This is a genomic window from Conexibacter sp. S30A1, from assembly GCF_023330665.1.
In the GTDB taxonomy this organism is placed as follows: domain Bacteria; phylum Actinomycetota; class Thermoleophilia; order Solirubrobacterales; family Solirubrobacteraceae; genus Palsa-465.
The window spans coordinates 3,294,452-3,312,873 of the sequence record NZ_CP097127.1 but is presented as its reverse complement, the minus strand read 5'-3'; the positions used below and the strand labels follow the sequence as shown (position 1 = coordinate 3,312,873).

19 protein-coding genes are annotated in these 18,422 nt (G+C 69.3%); 6 read left to right on the top strand and 13 right to left on the bottom strand.

What is annotated here, in order from left to right:
- Positions 1-22: 22 nt before the first annotated feature.
- Genes nuoH through M3M54_RS15830 form a run of 8 tightly spaced genes read right to left on the bottom strand, consistent with a single transcriptional unit; the run spans position 23 to position 8,115 of the window.
- On the bottom strand, positions 23-1,042 hold the full coding sequence (gene nuoH, locus M3M54_RS15865) for an NADH-quinone oxidoreductase subunit NuoH (protein ID WP_249019995.1): 1,020 nt from the start codon (positions 1,040-1,042) through the stop codon (positions 23-25).
- Positions 1,039-3,480 (bottom strand): NADH-quinone oxidoreductase subunit NuoG, encoded by a 2,442-nt coding sequence (nuoG, locus tag M3M54_RS15860; protein ID WP_249019994.1) that lies wholly within the window; start codon positions 3,478-3,480, stop codon positions 1,039-1,041. The genes nuoH and nuoG overlap by 4 nt, the downstream gene beginning before the upstream one ends.
- Positions 3,467-4,744, bottom strand: a complete 1,278-nt coding sequence (gene nuoF, locus M3M54_RS15855) for an NADH-quinone oxidoreductase subunit NuoF (protein ID WP_249019993.1) — start codon at positions 4,742-4,744, stop codon at positions 3,467-3,469. The genes nuoG and nuoF overlap by 14 nt, the downstream gene beginning before the upstream one ends.
- Before the next feature lie 7 nt (positions 4,745-4,751).
- Positions 4,752-5,426 (bottom strand): NAD(P)H-dependent oxidoreductase subunit E, encoded by a 675-nt coding sequence (locus M3M54_RS15850; protein WP_249019992.1) that lies wholly within the window; start codon positions 5,424-5,426, stop codon positions 4,752-4,754.
- Positions 5,423-6,664, bottom strand: coding sequence for an NADH dehydrogenase (quinone) subunit D (gene nuoD, locus M3M54_RS15845; RefSeq protein WP_249019991.1), 1,242 nt, complete (start codon positions 6,662-6,664; stop codon positions 5,423-5,425). The genes M3M54_RS15850 and nuoD overlap by 4 nt, the downstream gene beginning before the upstream one ends.
- On the bottom strand, positions 6,661-7,170 hold the full coding sequence (locus M3M54_RS15840) for an NADH-quinone oxidoreductase subunit C (RefSeq protein WP_249019990.1): 510 nt from the start codon (positions 7,168-7,170) through the stop codon (positions 6,661-6,663). Before M3M54_RS15840 ends, nuoD begins: the two co-directional genes overlap by 4 nt.
- Positions 7,163-7,705 (bottom strand): NADH-quinone oxidoreductase subunit NuoB, encoded by a 543-nt coding sequence (locus tag M3M54_RS15835; RefSeq protein WP_249021792.1) that lies wholly within the window; start codon positions 7,703-7,705, stop codon positions 7,163-7,165. The genes M3M54_RS15840 and M3M54_RS15835 overlap by 8 nt, the downstream gene beginning before the upstream one ends.
- 50 nt (positions 7,706-7,755) lie before the next feature.
- Positions 7,756-8,115, bottom strand: a complete 360-nt coding sequence (locus M3M54_RS15830) for an NADH-quinone oxidoreductase subunit A (protein WP_249019989.1) — start codon at positions 8,113-8,115, stop codon at positions 7,756-7,758.
- A 102-nt stretch (positions 8,116-8,217) separates the two neighbouring features.
- On the opposite strand from M3M54_RS15830, the gene M3M54_RS15825 reads away from it, so the two are divergent.
- Complete coding sequence (locus M3M54_RS15825; RefSeq protein WP_249019988.1) at positions 8,218-8,661, top strand: hypothetical protein; 444 nt, start codon at positions 8,218-8,220, stop codon at positions 8,659-8,661.
- A 117-nt stretch (positions 8,662-8,778) separates the two neighbouring features.
- Here M3M54_RS15825 and M3M54_RS15820 read toward each other — a convergent pair whose 3' ends face one another.
- Complete coding sequence (locus M3M54_RS15820; protein WP_249019987.1) at positions 8,779-9,975, bottom strand: hypothetical protein; 1,197 nt, start codon at positions 9,973-9,975, stop codon at positions 8,779-8,781.
- 181 nt (positions 9,976-10,156) lie between these two features.
- Here M3M54_RS15820 and M3M54_RS15815 point away from each other — a divergent pair, with 181 nt between their 5' ends.
- The 4 genes from M3M54_RS15815 to serS all read left to right on the top strand — a co-directional run bounded on the left by M3M54_RS15815 (position 10,157) and on the right by serS (position 13,516).
- Positions 10,157-10,804: an RNA polymerase sigma factor gene (locus M3M54_RS15815; RefSeq protein ID WP_249019986.1), complete on the top strand. Its 648-nt coding sequence runs from the start codon at positions 10,157-10,159 to the stop codon at positions 10,802-10,804.
- Position 10,805: 1 nt separating this feature from the next.
- A complete protein-coding gene (locus M3M54_RS15810) occupies positions 10,806-11,501 on the top strand; it encodes a hypothetical protein (RefSeq protein WP_249019985.1) in 696 nt (231 codons plus the stop codon).
- Between the two features lie 246 nt (positions 11,502-11,747).
- Positions 11,748-12,236: a hypothetical protein gene (locus tag M3M54_RS15805; RefSeq protein WP_249019984.1), complete on the top strand. Its 489-nt coding sequence runs from the start codon at positions 11,748-11,750 to the stop codon at positions 12,234-12,236.
- Between the two features lie 53 nt (positions 12,237-12,289).
- Entirely contained in the window at positions 12,290-13,516 is a 1,227-nt protein-coding gene (gene serS / locus M3M54_RS15800) for a serine--tRNA ligase (protein WP_249019983.1), read from the top strand.
- A 26-nt stretch (positions 13,517-13,542) separates the two neighbouring features.
- Here the strand turns inward: serS and M3M54_RS15795 are convergent, their stop codons facing one another.
- Genes M3M54_RS15795 through M3M54_RS15780 form a run of 4 tightly spaced genes read right to left on the bottom strand, consistent with a single transcriptional unit; the run spans position 13,543 to position 17,583 of the window.
- Complete coding sequence (locus M3M54_RS15795; RefSeq protein WP_249019982.1) at positions 13,543-15,288, bottom strand: cation acetate symporter; 1,746 nt, start codon at positions 15,286-15,288, stop codon at positions 13,543-13,545.
- Positions 15,285-15,635, bottom strand: a complete 351-nt coding sequence (locus M3M54_RS15790) for a sodium/substrate symporter small subunit (protein ID WP_249019981.1) — start codon at positions 15,633-15,635, stop codon at positions 15,285-15,287. The genes M3M54_RS15795 and M3M54_RS15790 overlap by 4 nt, the downstream gene beginning before the upstream one ends.
- The gene (locus M3M54_RS15785) at positions 15,632-16,411 is read right to left on the bottom strand and encodes a LytTR family DNA-binding domain-containing protein (protein WP_249019980.1); all 780 of its coding nucleotides are present in this window, start codon (positions 16,409-16,411) and stop codon (positions 15,632-15,634) included. The genes M3M54_RS15790 and M3M54_RS15785 overlap by 4 nt, the downstream gene beginning before the upstream one ends.
- Positions 16,408-17,583: a sensor histidine kinase gene (locus M3M54_RS15780; RefSeq protein WP_249019979.1), complete on the bottom strand. Its 1,176-nt coding sequence runs from the start codon at positions 17,581-17,583 to the stop codon at positions 16,408-16,410. The genes M3M54_RS15785 and M3M54_RS15780 overlap by 4 nt, the downstream gene beginning before the upstream one ends.
- 183 nt (positions 17,584-17,766) lie before the next feature.
- Here M3M54_RS15780 and M3M54_RS15775 point away from each other — a divergent pair, with 183 nt between their 5' ends.
- The gene (locus tag M3M54_RS15775) at positions 17,767-18,393 is read left to right on the top strand and encodes an acetate uptake transporter (RefSeq protein ID WP_249019978.1); all 627 of its coding nucleotides are present in this window, start codon (positions 17,767-17,769) and stop codon (positions 18,391-18,393) included.
- Positions 18,394-18,422: the final 29 nt, after the last annotated feature.

Here is an 18,422-nt window from a genome sequence, read left to right as displayed (position 1 = left end):
CGGTCTGTCCTGATCTTCCTCGCTAGTGGACGACGATGATCGCCGTGACCAGCAGGTTGAGGGTTGCCAGCGGTAGCAGCACCTTCCAGCCGAAGGACATCAGCTGGTCGTAGCGCAGGCGCGGTAGCGTCGCGCGTATCCAGATAAAGAGTGTCATGAACAGCATCATCTTGGCGAGCACCACGAACGGGTCCACCCAACCGGGCGGGTGGATGCCGAACGGCAACAGCCACCCACCCAAAAACAGGGTGGCCGCCATCGCCGAGACGACCATCATGTTCACGTACTCGGCGAACAGGTAGGCGACAAAGCCGGTGCCGCCGTACTCGGTGAAGTAGCCACCGACCAGCTCCGCGTCGGCCTCGACGAGGTCAAACGGCGCGCGGTTGGTCTCCGCGAATGAGGCGACCATGAAGATCAGAAAGCCGACGATCTGCGGGATGAAGTACCACATGCCACGCTGGGCGTTGACGATTCCGGTGAGCGAAAGGGTCTGGGCGGTGATCAGCACGCCGACCAGCGCGAGCCCCTGCGAGACCTCGTAGGAGATCAGCTGGGCAGCAGCCCGCATCGAGCCCAGAAACGAGTATTTGGACCCCGAAGCCCAGCCGCCGAGCAGGATCCCGTAGAAGGAGATGCCACCGAGCGCAAAGACGTACAGCGGCCCGATCGACACGTCGATGCCGTAGAGCCCGATGCGGGTGCCCAGGATGTTCTGCACGTTGCCCCAGGGGATCAGGGCCAGGCCGCCGACGGCGGTCAGGATCGAGATCGCCGGCGCCAGGCGGAAGAGGAAACCGACCGAGCCGGTCGGCCTGAACGCCTCCTTGCGGGCGAACTTGACGATCTCCGCCAGTGGCTGCATCAGCCCGTAGGGCCCGACGCGGTTGGGCCCGTAGCGGTGCTGGAAGCGTCCGAGCAGCTTGCGCTCATACACGGTCAAAAGCGGCAGCACCCCGAAGATCACCAGGAAGATCAAAAGCGCCTTGACGATCTGGATCCACCAGGGCTCAAAGTAGTTGACGTCGGCGAAGGCGATCATGCCCGCGAGACCTCGACCAGCGGCTCGGTCAGCGCGTTTGCCGACTCCTTGGCGATCCCGGCTGCCATAAACGCGGTGCCGGCGGGCACGCCGGAGCGGATCGCCGCGCGGCCGTGCAGCCGCGTGCCGTTCTGTGCCACCAGCACCGCACCGCCGTCCTCGATGCCCAACCGGTCGGCGTCGTGCGGTGAGAGCTCGACGACCTGCTCGGCGATGGTGAAGTGCAGCGCCGGTGAGATCTCGACCTCCGGCGCGGCCCAGATCGGTCGGTAGGTGCCGAGCCGCAGCCGGCCGTTCATCTCCGCCTGCGGCCCGCTGGCCGCAGACGTCGCCCCAGCGCCAGCGTGGGCGGTGATCGCCCCGGGCTCGGGCATCGCGTCGGCGGCCTCGGCCTGCGGCCAGCGCACGCCGCGCCCGCCGATCGCATCGAGCGTCAGACCCTCGTAGAACGGCACCGCGGCCACCAGTTGCTGGAAGGCCATGCCGGCGGTGAGCACGCCCGTGTCAAGACCGACCGCCTTGGCGAGGTCTGAGAGCACCTGCCAGCCGGCGCGCACCTCGCCGGGACGCCTGATCGCGCTGCGCAGGCGCTGCAGGCGGCCGTCGGGATGGACGATCGTGCCGTCCTTCTCGGCGCTCGACTCGGCCGGGAAGACCACGTCGGCGTGGCGGGCCAGACCGTCCGTGAGCGTGCTTGCGTGCGCGACCACAAGCTTTGCGCCTGACAGCGCCGCCTCCCAGGCTTCGCGGTCTGGCAGCTCGCGCAGCGGGTCGATCTGGAAGAGGTGAAGCGCGCCGATCTGTCCGGCCGCCGCGGCGGCGGCGATCTGCGGCGCCCCACGGCCGGCGGGCGCGTCGCTGTAGCCGGGTCCGGCACCGGGCAGCGCCCCCGCCTCGCGGATCCCGCGCGCGTTGGTGCCGAGCGGCACCTCGAGCAGGCCCGCCCCCTCGCGGCCGGCGAGCCCGAGCCGCTGCGCGATGCGCAGAAGCGACGCGCGGGCGGGCGCCGAGAGACCTTCGCCCCAGAGGATCACGACATCCTCGCCGCCGTCGCGCAGCAGCGCCGCGAGCTGGTGCGTCTCACCGGAGCCGGGGGTCCCGAGCGCCCACTCAAGCGACTCCAAGAACTCCGCCTCGCCGCCCGGGGCGTAGCGGATCGAAAGCTCGGCGTTTGCGTCCAGAGCACTGGGCCGCGCGCTTGCGATCGCGAGCTTCACACCGTTGCGCCTGACCCCCTTGCGGATGCGCAAATCGAGGATCGGCGAGTCGTCGAGCGGCTCGGTGCCGAGCACGAGCACGGTGTGCGCGAACTCGATGTCGGCCACGCCCGCCTGCAGCGCGGGCGCGGCCAGCGCCCGCATCAACCCCAGGTCAAGCTCGGTTGCGCCCGTCAGCCGCGAGTCGATGTCATGAGAGTCAAGCCCCTCGCGCAGCAGACGCGCGAGCAGGAAGGCCTCCTCGTTGCTCGCCTGGCCGCCCACCAGCGTGGCCGCCTGGCCGCGGTGCCCGGCCAGCGCGCTGGCCGCACGCAGCGCCTCATCCCAGCTGGCGGGCTCAAGCGTTCCGCCGGCGGCGCGCACGAGCGGCGTGGTGACGCGCTCGTCGACGTGGATCGCCTGGTAGGCGAAGCGCCCCTTGTCGCACAGCCAGCCGTCGTCGACGCCCGGGTTCTCGCGCGCAAGCACGCGCGTGACCTTGTCGTCGCGCACCGTGAACTCGACGTTGCACTGTGACGGGCAGAGCGTGCAGATCCCGCCTGAGCCCTCGATGTCCCAGGGCCTCGCACGGAAGCGGTAGGGCCGCGAGGTGAGCGCCCCGACCGGGCACAGCTCGATGATGTTGCCGGAGAACGGGGCCACGTAGGGGTGGCCGTCGTGGGTGCCGACGAACGTGTGCGCGCCGCGCTCGGTGAAGATCAGCTGCCAGTCCTCTGAGATCTCCTGGCTGAAGCGCACGCAGCGATAGCAGAGGATGCAGCGCTCACGGTCGATCGCGATCAGCGGCGAGAGCGCGAGCGGCTTGACGAAGTGGCGCTTGGGCTCGATCACCCGCGTGCGGCCCTTGCCCCAGCCGAAGGTGATGTCCTGCAGCGGGCACTCACCGCCCTTGTCGCACACCGGGCAGTCGAGCGGATGGTTGACAAGCAGGAACTCGACGATCGCGTTCTGCGCCTCCTTGACGCGCTCGACGGTCGTGTTGACGACCATGCCGTCGCGCACCGGGGTCGAGCAGGAGGTCTGCAGCTTCGGGATGCCCTCGATCTCCACCAGGCACATGCGGCAGGCACCGACCGGCGCCCCCAGCTTGGGCTCGTAGCAGAAGTAGGGGATCTCAACGTCCGCGGCCTTGGCCGCGTCCACCAGCATGGCGCCCTCGACGGCCTGCACCTCGCGACCGTCGATCGTGAGGTTTATGAGCTTGCGTTCAGGCCGTGGCATAGGTGAGTGAGTTGGCGCGCTCGCGCGCGGCCTCGATCTCCTCCGCGAGCTCGTCGCGGAACTTTTCGACGATGGAACCGACCGGCATCGCCATCGCGTCGCCGAGCACGCACAGACAGTGTCCGATGATCTGGCTCTGCGCAGAGGCGAGGATATCCAGGTCCATCGGCGTTGCCTCGCCAGCCTCGATCCGCTCGATCATCTTGAGCGTCCAGTTGGTGCCCTCACGGCAGGGCACGCACTTTCCGCAGGACTCGTGCGCGTAGAACTTGACGACCTTCTGCATGACCTCCAGCGCGCTGTGGCTGTCGTCGACGACGATGATCGCGCCGGAGCCGAGCATCGAGCCGGCCTTGGCCAGTGTGTCGAAGTCGTAGGCGAGATCGAGGTCGGACTCGAGCAGCACCGGTGAGCTCGAGCCGCCGGGAAACCACATCTTGACGCTGCGCCCGTCGCGCGGGCCGCCGCACAGCCCGTAGATGATCTCGCGGCTCGGGGTGCCTAGCTCGATCTCGTAGTTACCGGGCCGCTGCACGTCGCCGGAGACCGAGATCAGCTTGGTCCCGGTCGAGCCCTGGGTGCCGATCTTGGCGTACTCGGCGCCGCCCATGTTGATGATCGTCGGGACGGTACTCAGCGTCTCGACGTTGTTGACGAGCGTCGGGCCGGCGTAGAGCCCCTCGATCGCGGGGAACGGCGGCTTCAGGCGTGGGTTGCCGCGCTTGCCCTCGAGCGAGTCGAGCAGCCCGGTCTCCTCGCCGCAGATGTAGGCGCCGGCGCCGCGGTGCACGACCAGCTCGAGGCTGTGGCCGGAGCCGAGGATGTTCTCGCCGAGCAGGCCGGCCGCCCTGGCCTCGGCGACCGCCTGATCGAGGATGTCGGCCTGCAACTGGTACTCACCGCGGATGTAGATGAAGGCGCGATGGATTCCGGTCGCGTAGGTCGTGATGATGATCCCCTCGATCAGCGCGTGCGGGCACTTCTGCATCAGCTCGCGATCCTTGAAGGTGCCGGGCTCTGACTCGTCGGCGTTGCAGACCAGGTACTTGGCCATCTCGCCCTTGGGCAGAAACGACGCTTTCTGCCCCATCTGGAAGCCGGCGCCGCCGCGGCCGCGGATCGCGGACTGCTTGATCTCCTCGATGATCGCCTCCGGCGGCATCGCAAGCGCGCTGCGCAGGGCGCTGTAACCGCCGCGGCGCTCGTACACGGGGATCGTGTTGAGGCCCGGCTCGTCGATCCTGTCAAAGAGCAGATGTGGCATTGCGCTCCTAGTTTCCCTCTTGCCCGACCGGGGCGAGCCCGTCGAAGTTCTCCACCCGGCCCTTGGCGTCGGCGACCGCTCGGCGGCGCAGCTGCTTGTGCTCGAGCACCGGTCGGCCCGCCTCGACGTCCTCGACGATCAGCGCCGGGTCGTCGAGGTTGAGCGGCCCGACGTACTCTCCGTCGACCGATGCCATCGGCGCGATGTCGCAGGCGCCGAGGCACTCGAAGCCGCGCACGGTGATGTCGTGGCCCTCGGCGGCCTGGCACATGCGCTCATACAGCTCGTCGGCGCCGAGCAGCGAGCAGGTGATGTTGGTGCAGACGTAGACCTCGTGGGCGGCCTTGGGCTGCAGGTAGAACATGTCGTAGAAGCTCGCCACCGAGGTCAGGTAGGCCGGTGTCAGGCGCATCACGCAGGCGACCTGGGTGATCGCCTCCGGCGAGCACCAGCCGTGGTGGCGCTGGGCGATGTGCAGGGCCGGGATCGAGGCGGAACGCCGGTCGGGGTACTTGGCCATCTCGGCCTCGATCGCCTCGCGCAGCTGTTGGGGCACCGGCGTGAGCGCCGGGTCCGGTACGGTGGCGGGCGCCTTCTCGAGGTCGACCGCCTCATCCCACCCGGGCACACGCGAGCCGTGCGCGTAGCGCGGCACGGGCGGACGACGGTCGATCGCGCTCATCGGTCCACACCTCCAAGGACCGGATCCACCATCGCCAGGGTGGCGATCAGGTCGGCTATGTAGGCGTCCTTGACCATCGGCGCGGTCGCCTGCAGGTTGACGAAGCTGGGGTCGCGCATGTGCACGCGCGCGGGCTTGGCGGAGCCGTCTGCGCGCACGAAGCAGCCGAGCTCGCCGCGCGGCGACTCGATCGGGTAGTAGCACTCCCCCTCCGGCACGCGGAAGCCCTCGGTCACCAGCTTGAAGTGGTGGATCAGCGACTCCATGCTGGTCGCCAGCTCGTGGCGGGGCGGCAGCGCGACCTTGCGGTCCTCAACGATGTGGGGCCCCTCGGGCAGGCCGTTCAGCGCCTGCTGGATGATCTTGGTCGACTCATACAGCTCCGCGTGGCGTACCCGGAAGCGGTCGTAGTTGTCGCCGACGGTGCCGACCGGGATCCTGAAGTCGAAGTGGTCGTAGCTCGAGTACGGGGCCGCCTTGCGCAGATCCCAGGGGTTGCCCGCGGCCCGCAAGAGCGGTCCGGTGACGCCCCAGCCGAGCAGCGTCTGCTCGTCCAGCACGCAGGTGTCGCGCAGGCGCGAGAGCAGGATCTCGTTCTTCTCCAGCAGGTCCGCGTACTGGTCGGCGCGGCTGGGCATCTCGTCGATGAACCTCTGGACGTTGCGGGCGAAGCCGGCAGGGATGTCCTCGATCACACCGCCGACCTGGAAGTAGCGGGTGTGCATGCGCTGTCCCGATGACATCTCGAACAGGTCGAGGATCGTCTCGCGCTCGCGGAAGCAGTACCAGAACATCGACATCGCGCCCAGGTCCAGGGCGCTCGTGCCAAGCCACACCAGGTGCGACATGATCCGGTTGAGCTCGAGATGGATTATGCGCAAGTACTGGGCGCGGGGCGGCACCTCGATCCCGAGCAGCGTCTCCACCGCGCCGCAGTAGGCCATTGCGTTGAAGTAGTAGGAGAGGTAGTCCATCCGCTCGACGACCGGGATCGCCTTCCAGTAGGACTTCTGCTCGGCGGTCTTCTCGATGCCGGTGTGGACGTAGCCGATGATCGGCTTGATGTCGCGCACGACCTCGCCCTCGAGCGTCGCGATCAGCCGCAGGACGCCGTGGGTGGCGGGGTGGTGAGGGCCGATGTTGAGCGTCAAAAGCTCGTGGGTCTCACCCATGCCCACCGGCTCGCTGGACATCGTGATCGACTCCTCGCGGCGCCGGTAGTCGCTCAGGGCGCTCATCGGTCGGCTCCGTAGCCGTCGGTCTCGTTGTAGGTGAACAGCACCGGCTCGCCGCCGACCGGGAAGTCGCGCCGCTGCGGGTGGCCCTCGTAGTCCTCTGGCATCAGGATGCGGCGCAGATCAGGGTGGCCGTCGAAGCGCACCCCGAACATGTCGTAGACCTCGCGCTCGGGGAAGTCGGCGCCCGGCCAGAGCTCAAGCACGCTCGCGATGCTGGGCTCGTCGGTGGAGACGCGAGCCTTGACCGACACGCGGTCGACGTTCCTCATGTCGAGCAGCTCATAGATCACCCCGAGGCGCGGCTCGTGTGGGTAGTAGTCCACGCCGTGCAGGCTGGCCAGGAAGCTGTAGCCCTGCGCGCGCAGCCACGCAAGCACGGCCACGTTCTGCTCGGGGGCGATCTGGATCTCGGCGCGGCCGTGGGCGTGGCTGGTTGCGAGCACGCTGCCGGCGAGCGCTTCGCTCAGTTGCTGCGCGAGGGCCTCGAGCCCGGTCTGGTCAGGCACCCAGGATCTCCTCGGTGCCGACCGCGCCGTAGCGCTCGCGCCAGCCCTCCCGATCGGTTCCCTGCACCTTGTCGCGCAGCTTGAGGATGCCGTGCGCCAGCGCCTCAGGCCGGGGTGGGCAGCCGGGCACGTGCACGTCGATCGGCATGAACTTGTCGCTCGGCACCAGCGCGTAATTGTTGAAGACGCCCATGCTCGAGCAGCACGCCCCCATGCTGATCGCGAACTTCGGCTCGAGCATCTGATCGTAGATGCGGCGTATCACCGGGGCCATCTTCATCGAGACGCGCCCGGAGAGAATGATCAGGTCAGCCTGGCGCGGCGACGCGCGGAACGCCTCAAAGCCGAAGCGTGCGATGTCGAGCCTTGCCGCCACGATCGACATCATCTCGATCGCGCAGCAGGCAAGCCCGAAGGTCAGCGGGTAGATCGAATTGCCCTGCGCCCAGGCGACGGCGCGGTCGAGCGTCGTGGTCATCACGGCCTGCTCCACGTAGCGGTCCAGGTCATCACCCTCGAGCGATCCGCGCAGCATGTCGCGCGCCATCAGCTGGCGTGAGCGGAACTCGTGGTCCGGCTGGCGTGTCACTTCCATTCCAGTGCCCCCCGTCGCCAGACGTAGATGAAGGCGATCATCAACAGGATCACGAACGTGATCGTCTCGCCGAGCGCGAAACCGCCGAACGAGCGCAGCTCGACCGCGATCGGGTAGATGAAGATGACCTCGATGTCAAAGAGGATGAACAGCATCGCGATCAGATAGAAGCTGATCCCGAAGCGAAAGCCGCGCTGGATCTCAGACGGCAGGCCGCACTCGTAGGGAGTGGAGCGGTTGAGGTTCGGGCGCGTGCGGACGCCCGTCAGCAGGTTCAGGGTCGAGAACAGGCCCCCGACCGCACCGCCGAGGATCAGGAAGACAACCGCTGGCAGGTAATCCCTGAGCACATTTAGGAGTTTTATCACCGCTCGCCATAAGAAGGCTCCGCCAGGCGCCGCCGCGGCCTGCGAACGCGCACCGGGCGCGAAGGCTCTATCTTCGCTTGCGCCGTGAGGGATGTGCACATCGTCGTCGGAGTGCTCGCACTGGCACTCAACCTGGTCGCCTTCGTGATCGGCGCGGTCGCGTGGTTTCGCCGGCGCCCGAGCCGCGTCTTCTGGCGGACGCTGCGGGCCGGACAGGCCGCGGTCGCAGTCGAGGCGGCGCTCGGCGGGATCCTTTTGCTGATGGGCTATACGGCGGTGCCGCTGCACTACCTCTACGGCGCGCTGCCGCTGATCGTGGGCCTGATCGCCGAGCAGCTGAAGATGTCAGCGGCGATGATGATCCTCGACGCGCGCGGGCTCGCGAGCGCCCAGGCGGTCGCCGCCCTGCCCGCCGCCGAGCAGCGGGAGGTGGTGGTGGCGATCCTGCGCCGCGAGACGGGCTCGATGACGCTCGCCGCCCTGGTCGTGACCGCGCTGTTGTTCCGCGCCGCGACCGTCGTGCACTGAACCTCAGGCTTCCCCTGAAGCCCGTGTGGGGGCGGGCTGCATGCTCAGCGCATGCAGCCCGCCCCCACGTTGCGGCCGGCCGCGGTGCTCGCGGCCGCCACTGCCCAGAAGTGCTGCTCAGCGAGCCACGGCCGGCAGGTTGGGCCCTCCCATCGGGCCGGTCAGCTGGTAGAGCATGTTGTTGTCGTCGTCGCCGAAGTAGATCGCCATCTGACCGGGGCCGGTCATCGTCGCGGCGATCCCAAACAGCGCCCCTGGGGCCTGGTTTGGCAACAGGTCGCGGCTCGCGACCAACTGGCCCATTGGCGTGTATTCGAGCAGATCGTTGTTGCCCGCGCCGTTGACAACGAGGAGGTCGCCGTTGGCCGGGTTTATCGCGATGCCCTGGGGCGTGTTCAGCGCGCCTCCGCTGACCAGCGTCGTGGTCATGGGGCCGCCGACACTGTCGATGCCGGTGATCGCATCGATCGTGTTGTTGTAGTCGTTGGTGACATACAGGGTGCTGTTGCTCGGGTCATACACCGTTCCCTGTGGCCCGGCGGCGGTGGCCGCGGTCGTGCCCGGCATGTTGTTGTAAGGCAGACCGCTGGCCAGCTCGGTGTAGGAGGCGCCAAGCGGCTGACCGCTTACACCCGCCCCAGGCGTGAGCTGCCAGACGGTTCCGCCACCCATGCCGGTCGTGCCGTCGCCGACGTTGGTCCATATGAACGAAGGCTTGCCGTTGATCGCGGCGAAGGCCTGGCCCCAGACGCCCGAGAAGATCTTCGTGTCGGTGGTGGCTGCGTTGAAGGTGTACTTCAGCGTGCCGTTCGGCAGGATCACGTCGACGTTGGCGGCGGAGCCGTCGTACGCGCCAGAGGTGGCGTTCGCGGGGCCGTAGTCACCGACCCAGACGATGTCGTTGGTCGGGTTGATCGCGATCGCGACCGGTCCGACCAGCGTTGTCTTCCCCTGGAAGAAGGTCATGCTCTGCCCGGTCGTCGGGTTGATCTCGACGATCGTCGTGCCCGCACCCGCAGTGCCGGCAGAGTTGTTGAAGTTCGCCACCAGGACATCACCCTTGACGAGCTTGCCGGAGGTCAACGGCACCACCGCGACCCCGTAGGGGTTGGTGTCGCCGTTTGTTGCAACGGTCGATCCGACCGCCATCTCGTGCAGTCGGCTGAGCTGCCCCTGTACGCCGGGCGCCGGCATCGGCGGGGTCATCATCGGCTTGGCGGCCAGCGCCGAGCCGCCGCCGAGCGCCAGCGCCGCGACCGCGCCGGAGACGCCGAGTGCTCCCGCGATGACCTGCCTGCTTGTTCTTACTTTCATTGGTCCTCCTACGTCTGTCTTTGACGCCGCGGGCGCGGTCGCGCCCGTGGCCCTTGGACACACCGCCAGCAGACGGCCTGTCCTAGAGGTCTACGGGCCAGACGCCGAGATGGATTGCGCTGAGCGGAGACTTCGGAAGTTCTTAGCTTCAGATGCGCCTCGGCGCTAGCGTTTAGCCATCGTGCTGACCACGGCGCCAACCGACGAAGCGCTGCTCGAACTCGTCGCCGCAGGCGATCAGGAGGCCACGAGCGTGCTGGTCAGGCGCTATGAGCGTCGCGTGTACGGACTTGCGCTCGCCGTCCTCGGCGACCCGCACCGCGCCCAGGAGGCCGCCCAGGAGGCGATCGAGCGCGTTTATCGCCGCGCCGCAAGCTTCGAACCAAGCCGCGGCAGCGCCGCCGGCTGGATCCTCACGATCGCGCGCAACGCCGCGATCGACGAGCGCCGCCGCACAACCGGAGCACAGCAGGCGGTCGCACTGGACGGCCTGGAGCTCTCGAGCCAGGGTCCGGACCCGCTCGATCAGGCGATCACCAACGAGTCGCTGGCGGCGATCCGCAGCAAGCTCGCCGGGCTGCCGGAGGGCCAACGCCGGGCGCTCGTGCTCGCGGCCTGGGGCGGGCTGACCGCCGCCGAGATCGCCGAGCGCGAGCAGGTGCCGCTGGGCACGGCCAAGACACGCCTGCGCAGCGGCCTGCTGAACCTGCGGAGCGCGCTGGACGGACCGAATTCACCGCTGCCGCCGGCAAGCCACCAGCCGGCCGTCGCGTTCGGGCTCGCCGGCGCAACCCATGCCTACGCCGCCCGGATCGAGGAGGGCGCCTGAGATGAACGCCGATATGCACGGGACGCGCAGCCCGGAATGCCAGGCGGTGGCGTCCATCAGCGCCGAGCTCGCGCTCGGCCTGCTTGACGCCACCGAGCACGAGTCAGCGCTCAGGCACATCCACGCCTGCGACGCCTGCGCCCAGGAGATGCGCGCGCTCGAGCACACGGCCGTGGCTCTACTCGAAGCGGTGCCAGCGGCCACCCCCCCGGCGCCGCTGCGCGTCCCGCGGGCCCCACAGGAGCAGGCACACCCCGGACGGATGCGCCGCGGCTTCCCACGCCGAGGTTCACTGCGACGCGGTTCACTGCGACGCGGCCTGCTCACGCCGGCCTTTGCGGTCACGGCGGCGGCGCTGGCGGCGATCATCATCCTCGCCGGCGGCGGTCAGCTGTCGGCTCCGAGCCGCGCCTCCGCACAGCTGACGCTGGCCGGGCGGACACTCGGCCAGGTCAGCCTGACCACGGGACAACGGGTGGCGGTCGCGATCTCGCTGCGCAACGCAAAGGGCGTGCGCAGCGTGCGCTGCATCGTCTGGCAGCACTCGGGTCGGGGCGCGGTGATCGGCAGCTTCGCGGTCAGCGGCGGCCGCGCGAGTTGGAGCGGGCAGAGCCCGTGGCCAATCTCGACGCTGCGCTCGGTCGAGCTGGTCTCCACCGCTGGCCACAAGGTGGCCGTCGCCCGCATCCACACCTGAGCGCCCGAACTCGACCTGGCAGCCCGCTCCGCCGCCGGCCGCCGGCAGGCGGAGCTTCGCCCCAGCGCCGGCCGTTTCAGGTTGCCGCCTTGAGAGACGCCCGCGAGCCCAAGGGGGTGACGGGGCGGGCGTCGGCGGCCGGCGCCGGGGGTTGCTCAGCGCACCAGTTCGCCGTGCGGACGCGAAAACCTTCCGCTCACCGCTGGTGAGACCTTCTCGCTGTTGGTTCCGTATGATCCGCGGCGGATGCGCCACAAACGACTCTTCGCAAGCCTGCTGGCCGCAGTGGCCGTTGCCTTCGTGGTATCAGCCTGCGGCACCGAGGCGATCGGGGTCCCGAAGTCCGACCCCACCTACGCCTCCGACAGCATCGCCGCCCACCTCTTCAACGAGCGCTGTGGTGGCTGCCACACGCTCTCCTACGCAGGCACGCACGGCTCCGGGGTGAACCCCACGACGTTTGCCACGATCAGCGGCCCGAGCTTCAACCAGCGCTGCGAGCGGCCCGCGATCCGCGTGCTTTACGCGATCGAGAACGGCGGCTTCTCCGGCGCCTACATGCCCCAGAACATCTTCGTCGGCAAGCAGGCACGCGAGGTGGCTGACTTCGTCGCACGCTTCTCCGGCCGTGACGCCCCACCGGAGCCTGGTGTCACCCCGTGCGTCAACAAGCCGCTCCAGCTGCTGCCACTGACCGGGCCGCTGCCCGAGCTGAGCGGCTCAAACCACAGCTGAGCGCGCCACCCGGACCGCAGAACCACGCCCGCTGGTAGCGTGCTAGCGCAGAGATGCTGGACATCAGGCTGATTCGAAGCGAGCCAGACGCCGTCGCCGCCGCGCTGGCAAGACGCGGCGACGTGCCCGCGGACGCGATCAGCCAGCTGCTCGCGCTGGACGAGCGCTGGCGGGCTCTGACCGCGGAGCTTGAGGAGCTGCGGGCGCAGCAGAACCGCGCAAGCCGCGGGCGGCGAGGCGCGCCCAGCGAGGACGAGCGCGCGCAGATGGCCGCGCTGGCGGCGCGCGGCCGCGAGCTCACCGACCAGGAGACCCGGGCGCGCGCCGAGCTCGACGCACTGCTCATCACGCTGCCGAACATCCCGGCGCCGGACGCCCCGGCCCGTGACACGGTGCTGCGCGAGGCCGGCAGCGCCGGCGCAACCGGGCGTGACCACCTCGAGCTGGCCGGCACGATGATCGACATGGAACGCGGCGCCAGGCTCTCGGGCTCGCGCTTTGCCTACCTGCGCGGCGGGCTGGTGATGCTCGAGCTCGCGCTCGTCCAGTACGCGCTCTCCAAGCTGGTCGCCGAGGGCTTCGAGCCCGTGCTGCCGCCGGTGCTGGTGCGCGAACGCGCGCTGGTTGGAACCGGAATGCTGCCCGACACCGAGCAGCAGATCTACCGCCTGCCCGAGGACGACCTCTACCTGGTCGGCACCTCGGAGGTCGCACTGGCCTCGCTGCACCGCGACGAGATCCTCGACGCCAGCGAGCTGCCGCGCCGCTACGCCGGCTTCTCCGCCTGCTTCCGCCGCGAGGCCGGCGCCGCCGGCAAGGACACACGCGGGATCTTCCGCGTGCACCAGTTCGACAAGCTCGAGATGTTCTGCTTCGTCGAGCCGGACGCCTCGCAGGCCGAGCACGAGCGCATCCTCGCAATCGAGGAGTCGATCCTCACCGAGCTTCAGATCCCCTACCGGGTGGTGGCGATCGCGGTTGACGACCTCGGCTCATCGGCCGCGAAGAAGTACGACTGCGAGGCCTGGATGCCCGGTCAGGGCCAGTACCGCGAGGTCACCTCCTGCTCCAACACGACCGACTTCCAGGCCCGCCGGCTCGACATCCGCTACCGCCCGGCAGACGGGCGCCCGGCGACGCTGCACACGCTCAACGGCACCGCCGTCACCTGGCGCCACATGATCGCCCTGCTCGAGAACGGCCAGCAGCCGGACGGCAGCGTCGTGCTGCCCGAGGTGCTCACCCGCTTCGGCGCGCCGGCGACGCTGGACGCCGCCTGACGCGCCGCCGCACGAACGCGGCCGCCTCAGGCCAGCAGCTGCGCCCGCTCCTCGTCGTCGAGCCGCAGCCCGAGTCCCTCGGGCGCGTGCAGCGCGAGCATCTGCTGCTCCACGTCGCTCACGCGCAGCGGATCAACGAGCGAGATCCCGATCATCGTCGCAAACGCGACCGGCACCGAGACGATCGCCGGCTGCTCGAGCAGCGCCAGCGCCCCGCCGGTCGGCTCCCCGAGCGCCAGCCCCGCAAAGATCATGCCGGTTGCGACCAGCATGCCGGCGACCATGCCCCAGGCCGCGCCGCGTGCGGTCAGCCGCGTCCACCAGATCCCGAGCAGGAACATCGGGCAGAACGAGCTCGCCGCCAGCGCAAACGCCCAGCCGACGAGAATCGCGATGTCGACCCCCTGAGCAACGAGCGCAACCAGCGCCGGGATCACAACGGCGCCGAGCGCCGCCAGGCGGAAGTGCAGGCGCCTGAGCGACGCGCCCTGCGGCCGCCCGCGCGCAAGCCGCGGCCAGACATCGTGGCTGAAGGTGCCGGCCAGCGACACCAAAAGGCCGCTTGAGGTTGACAGGAAGGCGGCGAACGCGCCCGCGCAGGTGACCGCCGTGAGGATCGTGCCGCCCGCGCCCGGCCAGGCGATGCGCGGCAGCGAGAGCACCACATCGTCGGTCTGGCCGGTGATGTAGAGCTGCGGTGCGAGCACCCGGCCGAGCGCCCCATAGATGGCGGGAAAGAGGTAGAAGAGCGACAAAAGCCCCAGCACGCGCACGGTCGTGCGCCGCGCGGCGTAGCCGTCGGGGTTGGTGTAGAAGCGCACGAGCACGTGCGGCAGACCCATCGTGCCCAGAAACGTGGCGATCAGCAGCGAGTAGACCAAAACCGGCGCGCCCTGACCGGTCCCACCCACCGGCCGTGACCACCGCGCCCCGGTCAGCGCGGGTGTGCCGGCGGCGACCGGGACGACCCCGCCCGGCGGGATGCTGATGGGCGTGTGCGCGGGCAGGCTGACCCAGCCCCCGGCGCGCACGTGCACCGTCTGTCCGTGCACGATGAAGCTTCCGGCCTGCGGAAACTGCGCCCGCTGGCGGCTGCCCAGGCGCACCGTGAGCCCTCTGGAGCCGGCGTGCGGCAGCGAGCGCCCAAACAGCGCGGCACGCTCAGGCAGCCCACCGAAGTGGATCAGCAAAAGGATCGCCGGCACCGCGATCGCAAACACCTTGATCCAGAACTGAAAGGCCTGCACGAAGGTGATCCCGCGCATGCCGCCGAGCGCGACGTTGACGGCCACGATCACCGCCACCACCACCACACCCACCCAGTAGGGCGAGCCGATCACAACGTTCAGCGCCAGGCCCGCGCCCTTCAGCTGCGGCACCAGATAGAAGCCGGCAATCACCAGCACGATCGCCGCCGCCACCAGCCGCAGCGTCGGGCTGTGCAGCCGTGCCTCGGCAAAGTCGGGGATCGTGTAGGAGCCGTAGCGGCGAAGCGGCGCGGCGACGAACAGAAGCAACGCCAGGTAGCCGGCGGTGAACCCGAGCGACTGCCACAGCGCGCTTGCGCCGATCTGCATCTCGAGGCCCGCGATCCCCAGAAAGCTCGCGGCCGAGAGGTACTCGCCGGAGATCGCGGCGGCGTTCCACCACGGCGTCACGAGCCGGCTTGCCACCAGCAGATCCGAGGTCGTGCGGGCAAAGCGCATCCCCCAGGTGCCGAGCCCGAGCGTGCCGAGCGTCACCCCGGCGACGGCAACCAGCGCGACGATCAACGCTCGACCAGCTCGCGGAAGGCCTCATCGGCGGCGTCGGCGCGCCGCTGGTAGATCCAGCCGATCAAAACGAAACCGGGCAACATCGGCACGACCACGATCCACAGGCCCAGGGGCACGCCGAAAAGCTCGAGCCGCGCGAAGGCCGGCACCAGGTAGAGCGCCAGCGGCAGCACGCCGAAGATCGCCCCAAAGGTGACGAGCGCCAAAAGCGACAGCGTCAGCTGCTGGCGCTGCAGGCCGCGCAGGTAAACATGGCCGTGGGCGGTGGCGTCGGCGAGCTCCTCGCGCGGCGTGCGCAGGCCGCGGCGCACGATCCGGCGCCGTCCCGGTACCGAGGGGCTCACATCCGCAGCCTCCGGCGCAGATCCGCCACCTGGCGGCGCGCGACCGGCACCTCGCTGCCGTCGACCATCATGATCGTCACCGTCCCACCGAGCTGCGGCCTGATCTCAACCGCCCGGCGCAGGTTGGCGATGTAGCTGCGGTGCACCCGCACGAACCCGTGCTGGGCCCAGCGCTCCTCGATGTCGGCGAGCGCCGCCCGCACCAGAAAACGCCCGCTGTCGGCGTGGATGCGCACGTAATCGCCCTCGGCCTTGATGTAGAGCACGCTGCTGCGGTCAAGCAGCTTGGTCGTGCCGCCACGCTGATGCTCGACGGGGATGATCTCGCCGGCGCCGTCGCCGTCCGGGCCAAGCCACTCCTCTCGGCCGCCGGCCCGCTGGCCGGCGGCCGGACCCCGGCCGCCCACCCCGCCGCCCCCCAGGACCCGCTCGAGCGCCTGCTCGACCCGCACGCGCGAGACCGGCTTCATCAGGTAGTCAAGCGGCGTCAGGCCGTGCTCGAAAACCGATACCGCACCGTCCTCGTAGGCGGATACGAAGATCAGCGCTGGCGGGTCGGCGAAGCGCTCAAGCGCCTTGCCGAGCTCGAGGCCATCGATATCGGGCATGCGCACGTCCATGAAGACCACGTCGAACTGACCTGCGGCCAACAGTCTGAGCGCCTCGGTGCCGCCGTCGGCGAGCACCACGTCCTCCACGTTCGGCGAGGTCTCGAGCAACCGCCCGAGGTCCTCGAGCGCGGGCCGCTCGTCGTCCACCACCAGCACGCGGGTCATGCCGCCCGGACCCCGGCGCGAAACTTCGGCAGGGTCATCGTGACGGTCGTGCCGTGACCAGGCTCGCTGCGCAGCTCCAGGCCGTAACCGGGCCCGAAGATCGCCTGCAGCCGCGCCTGCACGTTGGCGATGCCGACCCCGCCGCCCTGACCCGCCAGCACCGTCGCAGCCCGCTCCGCGTCCATGCCGACACCGTCGTCTGTGACCCGCAGCTCCACGTCGTGGTCGAGGTGGCGACCGACGATCTCGATGCGGCCGAAGCCGCGCCGCTCGACCCCGTGGCGCACCGCGTTCTCCACCAGCGGCTGCAGCGAGAGCACCGGCACCACCACCGGCAGCACCTCGGGCTCGACCTGCAGGCGCACCTGCAGGCGCTCGCCGAAGCGGGCGCGCTCGAGCCGCAGGTACTTCTCCACGTAGCCGAGCTCGTCGGCGAGCGTCACGTACGGGCGCTGGCTGCGGAAGGCGTAGCGCGTGAACTCGGCGAACTCGGTGAGCAGGTCACGCGCCTCGTCGGGGTTTGAGTGGATGTAGCCGGCGATCGCCGCCAGGGCGTTGTAGATGAAGTGCGGCGAGATCTGTGCCCGCAGCGCCCGCAGCTCGGCCCGCGCGAGCCGCTCGGCCTGCTCGTCCATCGCGTTCAGCTCGAGCTGCGCGCTGACCAGGCTCGCGGCCTCGGCGGCGGTGCGGGTGTCGTTGGGGGTGATGCGACGCCCGCGCGCGTAGAGCGCCACAAACGAGCCCACGAGCTCGCCGGCGACCAACAGCGGCGCCGCGATCACGGGGCCGAGCGGGCAGTCGGGATGCTCGCAGGCCAGGCGCGACTCGACGTGCAGGCGGTCCTCTCGCGCGGGCGCTGTGATCTTGATCAGCTCGTCACCGGCGTGGTGATGATCGTGCCCAAGGCCGTCAAACGCCAGCACCCGGCGCTTGTCGCCGAGCGCTACGGCGGAGGCCTGGGTGAGCGTCAGCAGATGACCGGTGACCTTCCGCGCCGAGTCCTCGGAGAGGCCGCGGCGCAGGTCGGGCAGCATCCCGTTGGCGGCGTGCAGCGCGGTCTGCAGGCCCCTGACCTCGTCGGAGACCACGCGCGGCGGTCGCAGCAGACGAAGGGCCGCCACCGCCGAGGCGGCTATCGCCAGGCCGACGACAACACCGATCAGGAACCCCACGCTCTGACAGCAGAGCATACCGACGCCCGCGAAGCGCCGGAGCAGCCGTCAGCGGACGCCGTTTGGCTCGCTTATCTGACCGTTCGGCGCACGGCACGCACCGAACGGCGCTTGCCGCACTTGACCGCCGCCGCGGAGGATATTGTGCCGCCTGTCACGTGTTCTCTTAGGAGAGGAGAGAAGTTGGCCACAGTAAGTGAATCAGGGGGCGCTCAGGGGCAGGCAGCGAGCAGCTCCTCCATGACCGGCGGGGCGAGCTGGATGCCGGCAAACCCGGCGCCGCTCGGGCTGATGGGCTTCGGCATCACAACCTGCACGCTGAGCTTCATCAACGCCAATCTCGTCGGCGCCGGGGCGACTGGTGTCGTATTGGGCATGGCGCTTGCCTTCGGCGGGCTCTGCCAGCTGTTGGCTGGCATGTGGGAGTTCCGCACCGGCAACACCTTCGGGGCGGTTGCGTTCTCGGGGTACGGCGCCTTCTGGATCTCGTTCTGGGTGCTCGTTAACTTCAACGCCGCCGGCCTGGGCAAGGAGGCGGCCGCAGGACTTGGTCTGTACCTGTGGATGTGGGGCATCTTCACGGTGTGCCTGTTCCTCTGCACGTTCGCATCGCCGCGGGCTCTGCAGCTGCTGTTTTTGCTGCTGGCGCTCACGTTCATATTCCTCGGAATCGGCAACAGCGGCGGCAACGCCAGCATCATCCACATCGGTGGATACCTCGGCATCGTCACGGGCGGACTCGCCCTCTACATCGCAACAGCCGACATCATGCAGGCGGTCTACAAGCGCTCCGTGCTGCCGGTCGGCTGAGCGCTCGCAGTTTCACAGATAGGAGACCG